The 17355-nt window shown below is 39.0% G+C and carries 16 protein-coding genes; 15 read left to right on the top strand and 1 reads right to left on the bottom strand.

The features are described 5' to 3' along the window. Positions 1 to 357 precede the first annotated feature (357 nt). Together HWQ23_RS27105 and HWQ23_RS27100 are read left to right on the top strand one after the other, a co-directional pair. Positions 358 to 1659, top strand: coding sequence for a glycosyltransferase (locus HWQ23_RS27105; RefSeq protein ID WP_292835675.1), 1302 nt, complete (start codon positions 358 to 360; stop codon positions 1657 to 1659). A 64-nt stretch (positions 1660 to 1723) separates the two neighbouring features. Further along, positions 1724 to 2998 (top strand): FAD-dependent oxidoreductase, encoded by a 1275-nt coding sequence (locus HWQ23_RS27100; protein ID WP_292835462.1) that lies wholly within the window; start codon positions 1724 to 1726, stop codon positions 2996 to 2998. Between the two features lie 163 nt (positions 2999 to 3161). On the opposite strand, the gene HWQ23_RS27095 is transcribed toward HWQ23_RS27100, so the two are convergent. After that, a complete protein-coding gene (locus tag HWQ23_RS27095; protein ID WP_292835672.1) occupies positions 3162 to 4559 on the bottom strand; it encodes a TIGR03985 family CRISPR-associated protein in 1398 nt (465 codons plus the stop codon). A 103-nt stretch (positions 4560 to 4662) separates the two neighbouring features. On the opposite strand from HWQ23_RS27095, the gene HWQ23_RS27090 reads away from it, so the two are divergent. The 13 genes from HWQ23_RS27090 to HWQ23_RS27030 all read left to right on the top strand — a co-directional run bounded on the left by HWQ23_RS27090 (position 4663) and on the right by HWQ23_RS27030 (position 17286). Further along, the gene (locus HWQ23_RS27090; protein ID WP_292835460.1) at positions 4663 to 4968 is read left to right on the top strand and encodes a CRISPR-associated protein Csx3; all 306 of its coding nucleotides are present in this window, start codon (positions 4663 to 4665) and stop codon (positions 4966 to 4968) included. Between the two features lie 44 nt (positions 4969 to 5012). After that, a complete protein-coding gene (locus HWQ23_RS27085; RefSeq protein ID WP_292835458.1) occupies positions 5013 to 5936 on the top strand; it encodes a CRISPR-associated protein Csx3 in 924 nt (307 codons plus the stop codon). Positions 5937 to 6025: 89 nt separating this feature from the next. Next, the gene (gene cas10 / locus HWQ23_RS27080) at positions 6026 to 8323 is read left to right on the top strand and encodes a type III-A CRISPR-associated protein Cas10/Csm1 (RefSeq protein ID WP_292835456.1); all 2298 of its coding nucleotides are present in this window, start codon (positions 6026 to 6028) and stop codon (positions 8321 to 8323) included. Continuing rightward, positions 8323 to 8856, top strand: a complete 534-nt coding sequence (gene csm2 / locus HWQ23_RS27075; RefSeq protein ID WP_292835454.1) for a type III-A CRISPR-associated protein Csm2 — start codon at positions 8323 to 8325, stop codon at positions 8854 to 8856. The genes cas10 and csm2 overlap by 1 nt, the downstream gene beginning before the upstream one ends. A gap of 2 nt (positions 8857 to 8858) precedes the next feature. Beyond that, positions 8859 to 9809, top strand: a complete 951-nt coding sequence (csm3, locus tag HWQ23_RS27070) for a type III-A CRISPR-associated RAMP protein Csm3 (RefSeq protein ID WP_292835452.1) — start codon at positions 8859 to 8861, stop codon at positions 9807 to 9809. Between the two features lie 8 nt (positions 9810 to 9817). After that, positions 9818 to 10891, top strand: coding sequence for a type III-A CRISPR-associated RAMP protein Csm4 (csm4, locus tag HWQ23_RS27065; RefSeq protein ID WP_292835450.1), 1074 nt, complete (start codon positions 9818 to 9820; stop codon positions 10889 to 10891). A gap of 2 nt (positions 10892 to 10893) precedes the next feature. Further along, positions 10894 to 12204 (top strand): type III-A CRISPR-associated RAMP protein Csm5, encoded by a 1311-nt coding sequence (gene csm5, locus HWQ23_RS27060; RefSeq protein ID WP_292835448.1) that lies wholly within the window; start codon positions 10894 to 10896, stop codon positions 12202 to 12204. Beyond that, complete coding sequence (cas6, locus tag HWQ23_RS27055) at positions 12198 to 12956, top strand: CRISPR system precrRNA processing endoribonuclease RAMP protein Cas6 (protein WP_292835444.1); 759 nt, start codon at positions 12198 to 12200, stop codon at positions 12954 to 12956. The genes csm5 and cas6 overlap by 7 nt, the downstream gene beginning before the upstream one ends. Positions 12957 to 12974: 18 nt before the next feature. After that, positions 12975 to 14234: a TIGR02221 family CRISPR-associated protein gene (gene csx2 / locus HWQ23_RS27050; RefSeq protein ID WP_292835442.1), complete on the top strand. Its 1260-nt coding sequence runs from the start codon at positions 12975 to 12977 to the stop codon at positions 14232 to 14234. After that, a complete protein-coding gene (locus HWQ23_RS27045; RefSeq protein ID WP_292835439.1) occupies positions 14194 to 14394 on the top strand; it encodes a hypothetical protein in 201 nt (66 codons plus the stop codon). Before csx2 ends, HWQ23_RS27045 begins: the two co-directional genes overlap by 41 nt. A 99-nt stretch (positions 14395 to 14493) precedes the next feature. Next, a complete protein-coding gene (locus HWQ23_RS27040; protein ID WP_292835436.1) occupies positions 14494 to 14652 on the top strand; it encodes a hypothetical protein in 159 nt (52 codons plus the stop codon). Between the two features lie 164 nt (positions 14653 to 14816). After that, complete coding sequence (locus tag HWQ23_RS27035; RefSeq protein WP_292835433.1) at positions 14817 to 16526, top strand: fumarate reductase/succinate dehydrogenase flavoprotein subunit; 1710 nt, start codon at positions 14817 to 14819, stop codon at positions 16524 to 16526. Between the two features lie 64 nt (positions 16527 to 16590). Then, positions 16591 to 17286 (top strand): HAD family hydrolase, encoded by a 696-nt coding sequence (locus HWQ23_RS27030; RefSeq protein WP_292835430.1) that lies wholly within the window; start codon positions 16591 to 16593, stop codon positions 17284 to 17286. The last annotated feature ends 69 nt before the right edge of the window (positions 17287 to 17355 follow it).

The raw sequence follows: 17355 nt of genomic DNA, 5'->3' as shown, positions 1-17355 counted from the left end.
AAATTAATTTATTTCACTACTATAAATAAGGTATGTATACTATGTGTCAATAATATGACATGGTTCAAAATTACACTTTACAGGTTGATATAGCAGGCTTTGTAGCGACTCACCCTGTTAAGAATTTTTAGCCTTATTTAGAAAGATTGTCAAGGAACTAAGATAGATATATCTTGAGTTAGTTTCAGTAAGCTTGTATAACAAGTATAACTTGAGGATTTTTGATGGCAAATAAAGTATCCTTATCCTGTCCTTTGTCAAAAACTTGCCAGATGATGATTTGATGCGATATCGGCACAAAATAAAAGTTGGTAACAACAGCAAGCAAAAAATTTGAACCCAGAATTTATTGGCAATATGAAACTCAGTCTGTGCATGATTGTGAAAAACGAAGCAGCAACACTGGCCAAATGCCTGAACAGTGTTAGGAAAGTGGTGGATGAAATGGTAGTCTTGGATACAGGCTCAATCGATCGCACTCCCAATATTGCCCAACAACTCGGTGCAAAAGTCCATCATTTTAAATGGTGTAATGACTTCAGTGCTGCCCGCAATGCAGCTCTAAAATATGTCAGTGGTGATTGGATTTTGGTATTAGATGCTGATGAAACTCTGACAGCAGCAATTGTACCGCAATTGCGAGAGGCGATCGCTAGAGATGAATACCTACTTATCAACCTCGTCCGCCAGGAAGTTGGTGCAGAACAATCTCCTTATTCTCTGGTTTCTAGGCTGTTCCGTAATCATCCAGATATTCATTTTGACCGTCCTTACCATGCCTTAGTAGATGATAGTGTGTCAGCAATTTTAACCAAAGAACCCCATTGGCAAGTAGGTTATTTACCAGGGGTGGCACTTTTACACACAGGATATCAAAAAAGTGCGATCGCTCAAAATAACAAATATGCCAAAGCAGCTACGGCGATGTCAGGGTTTCTCGCGACTCATCCTGATGATCCCTATGTTTGCAGTAAATTAGGGGCATTGTATGTAGAAACTGGGAAAATTTCCCAAGGTATGGAATTGCTGAAGCGCGGATTACAAAGGGCGACTGCAAGTCGCGGCTACACAAACCAAACCCGCGTAGGCGGGTTGGAAAATCCTCAGTCCGTGCAGGCGGACTTTGGTCGTGTAGCCGCAGGCAATTCTATTCGCCAGGGTGTGGAAGAAAACTACGATATTTTATATGAACTCCACTATCATTTAGGCATTGCCTACAGTCGGTTGCAAAAATCCCCACAGGCTATTTCGCACTATCAAGCTGCGATCAAATTGCCAATTTACCCCATGCTCAAATTAGGAGCATACAACAACTTGGGTAACTTACTCAAAGCAGCAGGAGATTTCAACGGTGCGAAAACTGCTTACGCCACAACTTTGAAAATTGACCCTACTTTTGTTGTTGGACATTATAATTTGGCGATGATATTTAAGGCTTTGGGTTTATTTACAGACGCGATCGCATGTTATAAAAATGCAATCGGGTTAAATCCCAATTATGCCGAAGCGTATCAAAATTTAGGGGTAGTGTTGCTGAAAGTTGGCAATCATCAAGATAGTTTAACAGCTTTTAGAAAAGCGATCGCCCTTCATGAAATCTATAATCCCGAAGAGGCCAAAAGACTACGCCAGGGCTTGCGGGAGATGGAGTTGATGTAGATGTGAGGGGGCGTTGGGCATAGGAGAGATTAACAATTCACGCATTCACGCATTCAAAACTAATATGAATATCGTCATTGTTGGTGCAGGGCCAGCTGGTCTATTTTTAGCCCATCGATTACTCGCCCTTAGCCCAAGCCATACGGTACAACTCTATGACTGTAATCAAAATCCGACTGATTTAGAGTATGCAGACAGTCGGGGATTCGGCTTGGGATTAGGCGCAAGAGTACAGCATTGGTTGAACAGTATTGAAGGGCTAACAGAGCAGTTAGCCTCTGAAGGGATTGAATTTACGGGCGCTAGACTTATTTTGATTCCGCGTCAAACTCTGTGTGCTTTACTCGTGCGTTCGCTACTGACATGTTATGGCAATCGAACCTCTGATGAGAGTTCACGGCTATCGCTACACTTTAACGTTTCAGTCGTCAATGTTGATCTCGCAGGTCGTAAGGTCGAGATTGAGAGAGAATCTGGTTATGAAACAGTAGCCTATGATCTGCTAGTGGGCGCAGATGGAATTCACTCGACCATCCGAAGTGCCATGATCATCTCAAAACCAGACGAAACCGATTTTCAACAGCAGCAACGACCACAGGTATGGAAAGTACTGCAACTACCCATGCAGCCAGAACTACAACAATCTCCACCTCGGATCATTCGACTTGAAAAGCGAAGCGCTCAATTTGGTCTTGTTTTTGGTGCCTGCTTACCGCAAAAAGATGGTAATTTTAGTGCGTTGATTTTCTGGCAACCAGTAGGCAGCAGTGATCGGATCAATCCCTGTGGAATTACAACCGTAGAGGAATTACAGCAGTTATTACAGGAGATGTTTCCAAAAAACTTGGTTGCACCCAAGCTTGATGTCGATCAAGCTGCGGCATTCCTGGCAGCCCAGGCGGGGCATGAATACTGGAGTAAATCTCGCTGCTATCATGACTTGGATGGTCGGGCAGTACTGATTGGAGATGCTGCACATGGGATGTTTAGTCTTTTGGGACAAGGTTGCACCGCCGCGATCGCGGATGCAGTTGTCCTTGACTCATTGCTTGGGCAGCACGGCGATCAATTATCGATCGTTTTACCTGAGTTTTCTGCTCAACAAGTCGAAGAAGGTCATGCTGCTTCTGACCTGAGCCTGATTGCATTAATCTTTTACCACGGTTGGTTGGGGCTTCTCTACAAAGTTACCACGTTGCTATGGGTCGTTGTACTAAGACAGCCAAGCATCTTTGCTCGGCTCAATCAAGTCTCTGCCAACTATATACAAGTGCTGCGCGAGAATAGCTTGTGGATATGGTTTGCGAAGAAATTGCTCCTAGATTCACCGAAAGTATAAGCACAGGACTTACGCACGAGTTACGGAATAGCGTAGACGCAGAGGACACAGAGAAATCAGAGTTTGAGAGATATTTTGCGTAAGTCCTAAAGCATTGAGACGAGTTGTGTAGACTAATGCTGATTCAAATCTTCGGTCAATTTTGCTGTTGTCATAGTGATTATTAATTGTGATAAAGCTGAAATTGGGTGGCGATATCAGCAGCAAAACTTTGTCGTAAATCCCAAGGTGTTAAGACTTCAACTTTTGGTTGCCATGCTCGTAAACGCATGACGATGTTGTTGTCTCTGTGTTCGTTATCTTGATAGCGGATGAATACTTGATAGTAAGCATCTGTTGGCGATCGCTTGCTAAGGATTTTTAGTAAAGCCTGCTGTTGTTGAGGCTGTTTGATTTCACGTTTAATTAGACGCTGTACTTGCTGGTAACTGATTTCTTCAAAAGTTTCGTGGCGTTCAGTACCTTTAACATAGCGATCGCAAAACTCTTTTTCAAATCGCAGTAACATCAATTGTGAAGGTAAGTAGAAATCAAATCCCCAAGCTTTAGACATTTTTAAAGCAATATCATCTGGACTAGGCAAGGATGTTTGCTGAAACTGCTGTTGTAGATTCACAGGTAGATTAGGGTTTGTCCAGTCTAAAGGAATCATACTTTGAATATGGTCAAGGCGAAAGTTATACCAATCACTTTGTTTTCCAGGGCTTTGTCCATAGGCACACAGATAAACCGCTCTCTGTACGTAGTAGATGCATACGGGATAAACGATACAATCAACCTTGTCCCTAAGTTTGGCACTACCATAAGTAAGTTCAATCGGTGGAACTGGAGTTTTAGCCCAAAGTTGTCTTAACTCGTATTCCCAATCCCCAACCGCGTCTAGGGTACTACGGGGAATCACATAATCGAGTTTCAAAAAAAAGCGTTGGACACCATTGATTTTTTGAGAATGATATTCTGCGATCGCTACTAAATCTTCATGCATGAAGTTCAATTCATAAGCAGCAATTTTGGTAATGATAACGTCATCTTTAGCAGTTATGGGATGTGGTGGAAACTCGCACACCCGGTAATATTTCTGGTATTTGTATACAAGCCAACCCAGTTGAGCGAGAATTTCCAAATCAGCTTGCAAGGAACGCCGAGTTACGCCAAACAAACGCTGCTGTAACAGTTTATCTAAAGTCGATGCGTCAATACCAGTGTAAGCAAGTATTGATTTCTGCCACTGGCTAGCAACTATTCCTGTTTTTTCATTAAACAACCATTGAGCTGTGGTTTTGGCACAGGGGCAATGAGAGTCATGTACGAGGGGAATTTCTTCTCCTTTAGGATGTGTGGGACTAAAGAATGCATTGCGCCAGTCTGCGTAAGAAAAAGAGTCATCTAAAATTATACGGTCTTGATTGTCACCGTAGAGCGATGCTCCTTCGGAGCCGTATAACGAACGCAGCCACACCCACAACCGAATTGCTCGCAGCAGGTTTTGCTTAAGATATCCGCGTCCTAAGCACTGCAATAGTTCAACTTGGGGAACATCCTGAAAAACTAGTTCAGACACCACCCGAATCTCGATAAATATAACAATATTAAGATACATCGTATTGGAAGACACTCCTTCCAAGTGCGTGTATGATCTACCCATCAAATAAAGCTTAAAGGTAATGAGTACGTACAAAATTGAGCTAAAAGACGGAATTTTACGTGTAAATTTTGGAGAACCTGCCCAAAATGACCAGATTGTAAAGGATGCAGCAGCCAGATTGGAGGAAATGGCAACATCAGGAGAACTTACAGGAGGGTCGTTACTCAAAATTAATGGGCCTATTTCTATCCCTGTAGCATTTGTTTTAGCACATAAGCTTGCTCATATTTACGGAGCAGTTGCTTTTTACGATCCGAAATTAGGTAAATATGTCATTTGTATCACACACAATCCATCGTATAAACTAGGAGACTTAATTGATTGATATTTGACTGATGGAGGAGGTAAATGTAGTTACTAACAAATTGTATGACAACGTATCACATAAGTCTGGAAGGCGACGTTCTAAAAGTCAAGTTTGGTAAACCTGCTAATGGCGATCAAGTAATACGAGATGCAGCGATACGTTTAGATGAAATGGTCGTATCGGGTGAACTTTCTGGAGGAAAACTACTAAAGATTGATGGCCCAGCATCTGTGGCTGTGAGTTATCTGATAGCCCATAAGATATCTCAGCTTTATGGTGCGATCGCTGTTTTTGATCCTAAGATTGGTAGACCAGGATACAAGACTTTTATTACAGCGATTTCTCAAACTCCGGCATACAAGATAGGCGAACTAATTGAAACGGATGAACCCCACAAGAGTAAACCAATTCTCAAACTTGTGCTTTGTGGCCCGCCACAGTCTGGTAAGTCATGTCTGCGTGAAGGTTTAAAGCAAGCAATCTCTCAGATTGAAGGCGCACCGTATCCTTATGTGATTACAGCTTGTCCTGATGGCGAAGGTGCATGGTTTTCTGATGCCGCACGGCGAGATCCAGATTTAGCAAGACGATTGAAGGATGAGTATAAAGCCCAGTTCACCCCAGAGTTTGCACACAAAGCTGCGGGTTGGGTACGGAGTGCTAATACACCACTCAATATCATTGATGTGGGTGGGAAAATTACTGAAGAAAATCGGTTGATTATGCGTGAAGCCACTCATGCAGTGATTTTAGCAGGCGATCGCGGCAAGGAAGAAGTTCCGCTATGGGAAGAGTTTTGTCGGGATTTGAATATACATATCATTGCCAATCTTCATAGTGATTATCACGGAAACGAAGATGAGATTGTTAGCCAATCACCATCGCTAACTGGTAGTATTCATTGCCTCAAAAGGGGAGAGGATGTTTCTTCTCGTCCGATGGTGCAGGCTTTGGCGCGGGTTTTGGTGGGGTTGTGTGGAAGGTGAGGGAGAGCAGCGATACCTACGGTAAGCTGCGCTAACGCTTACTATTCCAGTTCAGATAGATTTTGCAGTTTCAGTAATCAAAAGTTTTTATGGTGGCAAGTTCTGAAAAGGTTGCGTTACAGGTTGTTCAACAAGCGATCGCTGCTTTGACTAAGTGGGCAGATCGTAATATTGAGTTACCTTTCAAGTTTCAAGTTCTTGATGAGAAAGAACAAAAAGCAGTTGATAAAGCTAAACATATTTTAGGCTGGAAGGATAATATAAGTGTTGGTATATTACGGCTACTATTTGACAAAGTTAATTTATCTGATGAATCCAGGACGGAAAAAAAAGAACCAAATTATCATCAACTGCAAGAAATTAATAATGACAATACCGAATATCCTAATATTCCTTATCCTTTAGATTTAAAATCTATTGAACAACAACAGCAATCTTTTAGACAGAAAATCAAAGATGAAGCCTTACCTACTCTTAATAGCAACGGAGAAAACCTTTCTTTATTGATGCTGATTTTAGAAAAATTTGGTTCATGTCTCAGCTTTGGTGAATCTGATGTAGCTTTAGTAGATATAGCAAGAAGTACAGCAGCCGTTGCAGTAGCTTTATTGAATAATCCTACTGAAAATATTAGTTTAATTGCTGGTGATTTATCAGGAATTCAAAAATTTATTTACACAATTTCTTCTGATGGTGCGCTTAAGTCAGTACGAGCAAGAAGTTTTTATTTAGAGCTAGTTACAGGAGAGATTATACAGCATATCCTAGAAGAGCTAGAATTACCTCGCACTAATATTATTTATGCAGGCGGGGGAAATTTGTATTTACTAGCTGTTGCGAGTAAGAAAACAGAGGAAAAAGTTAAAAAAATTCAGGATAACTTTAATAATTGGCTTAGAAATAAATTTCAGAAGAAAATATTTTTAGCCCTTGACTATCGAGACTTTTCTGCTAACGACGTAGCAAGTAAGGAATTTTCATGTCATTGGAATAATGTAATTTACCAACTCAATAAGCAAAAGATGCGTAAGTTTTATAAACAGATAAATGATTTACTTACGCTGCGTGATAGTTTTGGCGATCGCTGTCGTGTTTGCCATAGAGATGATACGACAGATTTAGAACAGTTAAATACTGAAGAAGATGATTCTGTTCTTGCTTGCCCAACTTGCCGTGAAATGTTCCAGCTAGGCAGTCAGTTATTTAAAACTAAAGCTGTTGTGCGTTCTCGATGTGATGATATACCAAATAAGCAATATAAACTTTCTGTTCCAGGTGGTTTTCATTACTTCTTGCTGGAGGAAGTACCAAAACAACAGATTCAGAATGATGAAACACTGTTTTTAATCAATAACTGGAATATCAAGGAATATTATTCTTCTAACTCCGTACTGCTTTTGTTGGGTAATTACGGTAAAGAAAGTTCTGAAAACCCAGGAAATTTTATCCGCGCTCATGAATTAGCAAAAAAATCAACAGGAATCCAAAGAATTGGCTATCTACGAATGGATGTAGATAATCTAGGAAAAATATTTGCTAAGGGATTGGGTGATAATCACACCTTGCCAAGACTTGCAGGATTATCACGTCAGATGAGTTATTTTTTCAAAGCATATCTGAATAGTTTAGCTAATAACAGAGCTACTAATTTACCTAAAAATGCCAAATATTTAACTTCTGAATCTAACAGTAAAGCATCTCCTCGACTCAATCTTTTATTTATTTATGCGGCTGGAGATGATTTATTTATTAGTGGTTCTTGGAATGATTTAGTTGAATTTGCTTTCGATGTCTACCAATCTTTCCGCGCTTACACAGGGCATAATCCATATATTACACTTTCAGGAGGTATTAGTATTAATGATGTGAAATATCCTCTTTACCAAGCTGCGAATGATTCAGGTGAATCAGAAAAGAGGGCGAAAGCAAATGATCGGGATAGTTTAGATTTATTTGGAGAGGTTTTTAAGTGGGATGAGTGGCTAGGAAAAAGTAATGTATCAACAGTTGATATTCAAGTTATTTCAAAAGCCAAATTATACATTAATAAAGATGAATACATGGAGTTATTCGGGATTTTACCTTTTGTACATAAATTGTTGAATCATCCAGATTTAGATTATCCTGAAAGCTTCATTCGTAACCTTTTGGTAACTGCTGAAGTCCAAGAATTAGCATTAAAAGAGGCAAAAAATGGAAACAAAGATGATATTAAATATTTTCTCCATCTACCAAAATTAGCTTATGCTATGTCAAGATTACCTCAGAAATTACGTACCCATGAAGATTTTGCACCTATTCGGCGGTCTTTTATGAGTCCATATAATGCACCTTATTTTCGGGCGATCGCCACTTGGATTGAATTACTTACTAGAAAAGAAGCATAATGACAGAACCAATACGACCTAAATCACCAGTCAAATTAGATAAAGAATTGGCAGTCTCTAAACCTGCAATCAAAAAATCTGAAGATATCAGTCAAGAAATACTGAAATATATCACATCCACATCTGAAGATTTTAAATCCCTGAAGGATTATCCAATTCGTCAATTAGTTCAAGACGCTCAGGTTTTCGGCCCAGAACTTAAAAGACAAAAGTTAGAGACAAACCAGATTCGTAAATTTTTGGATGCTATAAATCGTCTGAAGGCAAAATTTGGTCAGGATGATCAAGAAATTGAGCATTCTGATATGACTGAAACAGAGAAAGAAAATGCAAGATTTGCAAAGGTTAAAGATGAAATAATTTTGCTCAAGCCTAAACTTGCCTATGCAGCCGCACGACAAGATGCTGTCAAATCATTGAGTAAAGTAATGTCAGCTGCAATTGACAAAGTATACACCAAAGAAGACTTTGATCGTCTTGTTCAATTAATTGAATCAATTATTGCTTATCACAAAGCAGAGGATGGAAAGTAATTATGTCAGCATCAATGCAACAAAAACCATTCCTTGGTAAATTACGTCTTACAAGCACACTCCTTGTAGAAACAGGTCTACATATTGGTGGTGGTGGAGAAAATCTTGATATTGGTGGGCTGGATAAACCTGTAATTCGTGACCCAATTACTAGACATCCTTACCTACCAGGATCATCTATCAAAGGCAAACTACGCTCAATTTTGGAACGCTTGCTCAATAAACCACTAAACCGTACAGGTGGAAGCGGTACATACCGCTATGAAAGTGATGATTTAGAAGATGGTTACACGGAAATAGATGGACAAAACATTCCGTATGAAGGCGCTCATAGTTGTAAACTTAGCCGGATTTTTGGCTCTACAGGTGGCCCTGGAAGTGGAGCAAAAACTTGGATAAAAACTTCTATCGTGGAAGCTCAAGGTTTAGAAGAAAAGGGTACTAAAACTATTAAAGATGAAAAATACACCAGCACTAAAGGTCGCAACGCACCTGCTCGATTAATTGTTCGTGATAGTCATCTTTTAATAAACTCAGCTCAAAAGCTGAAGAAAATTGATACTGGGTTATATATGACCGAGTGGAAGTTTGAGAATGGCTTGGATCGAATTACAGCAGCCGCTAACCCAAGACAAATAGAACGAGTACCAGCAGGTTCAGAGTTTGGTTTTGAGTTAGTTTACACAGTTGAGGATGCTAGTCAAGCAATCGAGGATTTAAAGAATTTAGCGATCGCTGTTGCTATTTTAGAGGATGACGCTTTAGGGGGACATGGCTCAAGAGGTTATGGCAAAGTCAAATTTCAGAACTTTAAATTTTCCTACCATGACATAGAGCAATATCGCCAAGTTGTTAGCGGTGGGACAAGCTTTCTAAATCCTATTTCTCTAGTTGACACCTCAGAATTATTAAGCAGATTTAGTGAGATTCAGGGATTACTACCAGGGAGTTGAACTACAAGATGAGCATTTGGAAGTTAGCAAGACTCAAATTTGGGCGTACCCTTGCCCATTTTGGTGAACTAGGAATTGGGCTGGAAAATACTAGTGAACGAGTGCCATCAGATACTCTATTTAGTGCCTGGATGAGTGCTTATGCGAAACTTTTTGGCAGAGATGCGGCTACGAACCTTTTAGAGCAATTTAATACTCAATCAGAAGCACCATTTCGCCTCAGTTCTACTTTTATTTATCAGAAAATAGAAAAAAAGCTGATTTATTACTTACCTCGTCCCTTAAGTTTTCCTCCTAATTATCCAGTTGGAGATGACTTGGACTTTACCAAAGCCTACAAGGGTTTGAAGTATTTACCTCTAGAAATCTGGCAACGTTGGTATCAAGGGGATGGATTCACAGATAGTGCAGAATTACAAGCAAAAACAAAAGATAAAGCAAAGGGAGAGTTAACAAACGCAGGGACTTTTGACTATAACAAAGCCTTTGAAATCAGTAAAGTTCCAAAAATTGCAGTTGATCGAATCACCAGCGCAACAAACATCTACAATACAGCGTTTGTACAGTATAATTGGACACCAAATAATCAACAAACTGATGATATTGAACCTTTAGCAGGTTTGTACTTTTTGGTTAATTTCTCCGATTCAGATTTAGAAAACACTTTTTTTGCTGTTTTAGATTTTTTGGGTGGTGAAGGTATTGGCGGTGAAAGGTCTAGTGGTGCAGGTCAATTCAAAGCAGAACGAGATGAATTAAGCACACTTTGGCAACAAATTATTGATTTTACTAATGCCAATCATCACAGTCTAATTAGCTTATTTTGGCAACATCCTTTACCTGAAGAATTCTTAAATAACGCAAGTTATGAATTACAACAACGGGGCGGTTGGCTTGCTTCTTCTACCTCTGATGGGCGACAATTGCGACGTAAATCAGTACAGATGTTTACCGAAGGCTCTGTGTTTTCAGTTCTGCCACAAGGACGACTTGCTGATGTAACCCCTGAGAAATTTACAGACCACAAAGTTTATCGCAGTGGTATTAGTTTAAGTTTGCCAATTAAAGTACATGGAGAATAGTAATGGTTGCTTCTGAAAATATTCTCTATAAACCAGAGGTATATGAAAGCAAACGAATTCAAATTACCAGCCCTATTTTACATATAGGATCTGCTGTAAGTAAACTGAGTCCCTTTGAATATGTTACAGATAGTAAGCGAGTTTATATACCTAATCAAGAAGCACTTGCTAGAGCTTTTAAAGAGCAGGGGCGTTTAAACGAATATATTCGGCGAATTGAAAATCAAGAGGACTTGAATTCGCTACTGGAAGTAACTTTTGGAAATGATTGGCAAACTGCTAAAGATTCCAACGGAGAAGCTATTTTTCCTAAGCATACCAGTAGCTTAAGGTGGACGGAACAGAAAATAACTGATCTTCGCCCAATGATTCGTAATGGTTTTGGACAGTTGTATATCCCTGGTTCTTCAATTAAAGGAGCAATCAGGACTGCGATCGCTTATCATCTGCTTAAGTATGAAGAGAAATACCAAGTAGCTCAAACAAATAGAGTTAGTGAAATAGAAAGAATATTACAAGAAAGGCTAGTAACTGGAGCTAAGTTTTCAGATAGGGAGAAAAAATCTTTAGCTAAACCACTAATGAAGAGTTTATTTTCAGAGTTTATCCTTAGAGATGGTGATAATCCTATTGGTAAAGTCGGCGATGCTAATACAGATTTTATGAGGGCAGTTCATATTACTGATACTGAACCACTTTTAGAAATAAGAAGACGTGACAAGCAGGGAAAATATCGCTTTTTTAATCTGCCTATTGCAGCTGAAGTCATTGTTTCTAGTCACTTTTCAGACTGGAAAGCAAAATATAAAGCACCTATTTATACTGAAATGGTGAAAAATGTACAAACTCAGTTCACCATCAGCCTAGATAAGAAAATGTTGTCTTGGTTTCAACATACACAAGGTATGGATATTCCTTTCAATAATATTGATGACATACTGGAAATTTGTCAAGAATTTGCTCAAGACCAGTGGGATGAAGAACATGACTACTGGCAATTAGTTCAAAATAATCCTTATGCCAAGGATATAAATCGTCAACCAATAAATTTAGACTTCAATACCATTCGAGATTTTTATGAACCTGGAAATTGTCTTTACAATATCAGGATAGGTTGGGCAAGTGGAATGAATGGCACAACAGTTAATTTATTATTTGATGAGGAACTTAGAAAAGATATTCGTGATAATTGTAGTTCTAAAAGCGCACCTAGTTTTGAAGCTCCAAAATCTAGGCGTGTTGTAACTATATCTAGCAGAGAGATTAAGTTTGTACCGGGTTGGGTCAAGTTTAAGGTACTCAAAGTATGCTAATTAATTCAACATGGACATTAAGCGTATCCACATCAACAGTATTACCGCGCTCATATCACTTGAAATTAGTAAAGCAACTACACCAACAGCTAAAATTAGAAATGGGAAGTGAGATAATACCCTCAGTTTCTTACTCAGGAATAACGGGCTTTTACTCCACATCCAGAGATTTTGTTACCTTTGATCCAGAAGAATTTTACCAATTATCCCTATCTGGATTAAATCAAACATCAGCCAAAGCTATTTCTAATCTGAATCTTTCAGACTCATTAGAATTCCTCGGTGCAAAATTCAACGTCATCAACCGAGAAAATGAAATTACCAGCTATGAAGAACTCTATACAAACTTAGTAGGAAATGAACCAGAACCTATTACGCATTATGACTTGTGCTTTATCAACCCCACAGCTTTTTCTCAAGGTACAACAAACTTACCCCTACCTCTACCCATATTAATGTTCCGCAGTTGGTTAGAACGCTGGAATAATTTTGCACCTGTTTATTTAGGAAGTGATGAATTAATTGCTTATCTTGGTAACGCTTTTGTACTCAAAAATCACAAAATTCAAACGCGAAGTTACCAGTTACATAAAGGTTTTGTAAATGGATTTGTTGGGAATGTGACTTTACAAGCTCTCAATCGTGCTGATCCTTTATTGGCAAATGTGGCTAATTTATTAGTCCAATATGCGCGTTTTTCTGGTACGGGAATGAAAACTCGTTTGGGTATGGGACAGACATTAATAAAATAAGCAAAGAAAAAGAAAATCATGAGACAAATTATAACTTTTTTAGGGCTTTATCCACGGGAAACCACATATAGTTTTGAAGGTAAAACTTATAAAGGTGAAGTTTTTGCAGAAGCAATACGCCAGTTTTGCAATTATGATTCTATGTTGGTTTGTGTAACAAGTGAAGCCAAAGACAAAGCTTTTCCCGTATTGGCTAAATTAAACGATCTACGTATTAAAGCAGTTGATATCCCAAATGGTGAAACAACTGAACAAATGTGGGAAACTTTTAAAATTATTACTGATCAAGTTCATGATCAGGATTCTGTAATATTTGATATTACTCATGGTTTACGTTCTCTACCCTTTCTTGTATTCTTATTTGCTGCTTACTTGAAAGCAGCTAAAAACGTTACAATTGATGCTATTTACTATGGTGCATTAGAATTAGGTAACTTCAAAACTGGCTTACCTGCACCAGTAATTGATTTATCAGAATTTATCGGAATGCTGGATTGGTTAACTGCAACTGAGCGTTTTGTGGAAATAGGAGATGGACAGGCGCTTGCAAATTTACTTAAAAGTGCTATTCCTTTAGGTGTTGAACTGCGTGATAATCCTGCTAGCAGACCTTTAAAACATCAACTTAACAAAGCTGCTGAAGCTATTGAGAGTGTTTCATTGGCTTTGAATGTAACTAGACCAATTGAGACAATGCAATCAGCTACTCAGTTGGAAGAGACTTTGAAACAAGCAGCACCTAGCTTTGCTCAACGTGCCAAACCATTTTCACTTTTGGCAGAAAGGATTGTTAAAGAGTATGGACAATTTGCTCTAGAAGACCCAACTGATCAAGAAGAATTAGCTGAAAATTTATGGTTACAGTTACAGATGATTGAGTGGTACATTCAGCGAGATAGAATTGTACAGGCTGTAACTCTAGCGCGTGAATGGTTAATTTCTGTGTTGGTGCTTCGATTTGGTGAACTAATGTTTGATTCCGAAAAAAGTCGAAAGTATGTGGAAGGTGCTATAAACAATGCTGTTGAAAAGAGTAAACAATTACCTCGTTCTATTACTCCTAGCCGTTGTGATGAACAATTTACAGCTTTGTCAGAAGCAGATGAACTGATCAAAATTTGGAGTCAAATGGCTCAACTACGTAATGATATTGCCCATGTAGGCATGAATCTTAAACCCGAAACCGCAGCAAATCTCAAGAAAAGAACTAAATTAATCTATCCACAATTGCAAAAACTTGGACAGCAACTACTACCACAGCGAACAACTACTGAGTAAATATTTTTATCATTTAACCCTGATTACACCACACCACTCGCAACCAAATGCGATCGCACCTACAGGTTTAGGGAAAACCGAAATGCGATCGCACCTTTTCTCTTCGCCAAAGCGCTCAACATTGACTTCCCCAACAAGCTTATATACGTTGTACCCATGATAACTCTAGCCAACAGCTTGCGTCAGGGGGCAGAAATCCTGGTAGAAAGCTGGTCACATTTTCATCAACTACCCCGTCCCCTAGTAGGCAAAGCAAGCGATGCCTGCGGCGGGCTACGCCTACGCAGATAATTGGCGGAGTATGACAAGATTTCTACTACAGTCATTACATTTACCAGAAGCCAGCTTGAGTAAAGATATCTGTTATTTGCGATTGGCTGGTGGCACTATAGGTCAACCAGTACTCGTAGATATGTAAACTTATTGCCTTTGACTTGATTAACTCTTCATACAATCAGTATATACTACTATTGCTCTACCAAATTACCGTACTATATGCTGAAATTTATAAATACATGCTTTGGGAAGGCAATTGAAGAAAGTAGGAGAAGTTGAGATATTTCTGAATCTAAGGATTTATATATGGATATCAATACCCAGTGGCTCAAAACAGATGTACTTGTCATTGGCGGTGGTACCGCAGGGACAATGGCAGGTATCAAGGCAAAACAAGCGAATCCTGATGCAGATGTGCTGATTTTAGAAAAGGCTAACATCCGTCGCAGTGGTGCGATCGCAATGGGTATGGACGGAGTAAATACCGCAGTCATTCCCGGTCATTCCACACCAGAACAATACGTGCGCGAAATCACCCTTGCTAACGATGGCATTGTCAACCAAAAAGCCGTTTATCAAACAGGCAAATTAGGTCACGAAGTCATCCAAGAATTAGAAAGCTGGGGCGTAAAATTTCAAAAAGATGCCCAAGGCAACTATGACTTAAAACAAGTACATCGTGTGGGTAAATATGTCTTACCTATGCCAGAAGGTAAAGACCTCAAACCTATCCTCACCCGACAAGTTAAACGCCACAAAGTCAAAGTTACAAATCGCGTCATGGCAACCCGTGTGTTAGTCAAAGAAGGACGTGCTATTGGGGCGGTGGGATTTGATGTCAGAAACGGAGATTATATGGTCATTCAAGCTAAAGCAGTCATCCTGTGTACAGGTGCTTGTGGCAGATTAGGATTACCTGCTTCTGGCTATCTCTACGGCACTTATGAAAATCCTACCAATGCTGGAGATGGCTATTCAATGGCTTATCATGCAGGAGCAGAACTCAGCAATATTGAATGCTTTCAAGTTAATCCTTTAATCAAAGATTACAATGGCCCCGCCTGTGCTTATGTTGCCGGCCCTTTTGGCGCTCATACTGCTAACGCCGAGGGAAATCGCTTCATTAGTTGCGACTATTGGAGTGGTCAAATGATGTTGGAAATCTGGAAAGAATTAAATTCTGGGAAAGGGCCAGTCCAACTTAAAATGACCCATCTTGATGAAGATACAATCGCTGAAATTGAATCCATATTGTGGGCGAATGAGCGACCAAGTAGAGAACGTTTTCATCAAGGCAGAAATGAAGATTATCGCACTCACGGCGTAGAGATGCACATTTCAGAAATTGGCTTATGTAGTGGTCATAGTGCCTCTGGTGTATGGGTGAATGAAAACGCTCAAACAACTGTCACAGGTTTATATGCAGCCGGAGATATGGCCAGCGTTCCCCATAATTACATGATTGGGGCATTTGTTTTCGGTCGCATAGCGGGAACTCATGCGATTGAATATATCCAAAATTTAGATTTTATCGAACCAGATACAAATTTTTTAGAAGCTGAAAAAACTAGAATTTATGCACCTTTAACTCGCCCCAATGGTGTACCTCATACCCAGGTAGAATATAAATTAAGACGTTTAGTTAATGATTATCTGCAACCACCGAAATCAGGTAACAAAATCGAGATTGGTTTAAAACATTTTGTCCAATATCAAGAAACATTAGATTTAATGGGCGCTCGCGATCCCCATGAATTGATGCGTAGTCTAGAAGTTCACTTTATTCGTGACTGTGCAGAAATGGCAGCCAGAGCATCATTGTATCGTCAAGAAACTCGTTGGGGTCTTTATCATTACCGTTTAGATTATCCAGAAAAAAATGATGATGAATGGTTTTGTCATGTCAATTTAAAGAAAGATGAATTAGAGCAAATGGTCTTGTTTAAGCGTCCTGTAGAGCCTTACATTGTAGAAGTAGATATAGTCAAAGAATTTTACAATGTTGCCGTTAAGTGAAATGACCATTAAAATAAAATGCTCTTTTTCGATATAGTCCAGATAATACCAATATTTCACAAAAATGTCTTATGAAGCAATAATTTTTGATCTCGATAATACACTATTGAATTTTGAGATGTGTGAACGCCAAGCTATTCTTGGAGCGCTTGAAGATTGTGCAGTATCTTTAGATTTAAATGGAGTCAGTGAGACTATTTTTCTTCAAGTCTTTGAAACTTATAATTCCAAGTATTGGAGACAGCAAGATATCTTTTCTCCTAGTGAGTTAATCGAGATGTCTTACCGAAGTACACTTGCTCAATTAGATATACAAACAGATAAAATCAGCAATCTTAGTCAAAGTTTTTGGCATATTTTTAATCATTCTGCTGTTATGGAACCTGATGTAAATGAAGTACTAACTGCTCTCGCAGGTAGTTATCGTTTGGCTGTGATTACGAACGGTTTTGTATCAGCGCAACTACCGAGAATGCAAGCTGCTGGAATTGAGCATTTTTTTGAAGAAATTGTAGTTTCTGAAGCAATTGGTTTTGCTAAACCATCTCCTGAAATATTTCATTATGCTTTGTCTAGATTAAATTTAACACCAGCAGAAGTTCTTTACGTTGGAGATTCTCTAAAGCACGACTATGCGGGAGCAACACAAGTCAAAATAGATTTTTGCTATTACAACAGAAAAAATCAAAATTTACCACAAGAAGTAAAACCAAAGTTTATGATAAGTGATCTCTTAAATTTGCTGGAATTGTTTAACTAACAGGTTTTTGATTTATTCATCTAAAGTTAGATTTTAAATGGGTTGTTTTAAATTATTTTGAGAAATTTT

It is taken from the genome of Nostoc sp. JL33, assembly GCF_017114985.1.
Taxonomy (GTDB): Bacteria; Cyanobacteriota; Cyanobacteriia; order Cyanobacteriales; family Nostocaceae; genus Nostoc.
This window is presented reverse-complemented; position numbering and strand designations above follow the sequence as displayed.

Bases quoted from the DNA above. Each gene is read 5' to 3' on its own strand.
- cas6 (WP_292835444.1), top strand. From the start codon at position 12,198: ATGCTAATTAATTCAACATGGACATTAAGCGTATCCACATCAACAGTA.
- HWQ23_RS27085 (WP_292835458.1), top strand. From the start codon at position 5,013: ATGACAACGTATCACATAAGTCTGGAAGGCGACGTTCTAAAAGTCAAG.
- csm3 (WP_292835452.1), top strand. From the start codon at position 8,859: ATGTCAGCATCAATGCAACAAAAACCATTCCTTGGTAAATTACGTCTT.
- HWQ23_RS27100 (WP_292835462.1), top strand. From the start codon at position 1,724: ATGAATATCGTCATTGTTGGTGCAGGGCCAGCTGGTCTATTTTTAGCC.
- HWQ23_RS27090 (WP_292835460.1), top strand. From the start codon at position 4,663: ATGAGTACGTACAAAATTGAGCTAAAAGACGGAATTTTACGTGTAAAT.
- cas10 (WP_292835456.1), top strand. From the start codon at position 6,026: ATGGTGGCAAGTTCTGAAAAGGTTGCGTTACAGGTTGTTCAACAAGCG.
- HWQ23_RS27040 (WP_292835436.1), top strand. From the start codon at position 14,494: ATGCCTGCGGCGGGCTACGCCTACGCAGATAATTGGCGGAGTATGACA.
- HWQ23_RS27035 (WP_292835433.1), top strand. From the start codon at position 14,817: ATGGATATCAATACCCAGTGGCTCAAAACAGATGTACTTGTCATTGGC.
- csm5 (WP_292835448.1), top strand. From the start codon at position 10,894: ATGGTTGCTTCTGAAAATATTCTCTATAAACCAGAGGTATATGAAAGC.
- csm2 (WP_292835454.1), top strand. From the start codon at position 8,323: ATGACAGAACCAATACGACCTAAATCACCAGTCAAATTAGATAAAGAA.
- HWQ23_RS27105 (WP_292835675.1), top strand. From the start codon at position 358: ATGAAACTCAGTCTGTGCATGATTGTGAAAAACGAAGCAGCAACACTG.
- csm4 (WP_292835450.1), top strand. From the start codon at position 9,818: ATGAGCATTTGGAAGTTAGCAAGACTCAAATTTGGGCGTACCCTTGCC.
- HWQ23_RS27030 (WP_292835430.1), top strand. From the start codon at position 16,591: ATGTCTTATGAAGCAATAATTTTTGATCTCGATAATACACTATTGAAT.
- csx2 (WP_292835442.1), top strand. From the start codon at position 12,975: ATGAGACAAATTATAACTTTTTTAGGGCTTTATCCACGGGAAACCACA.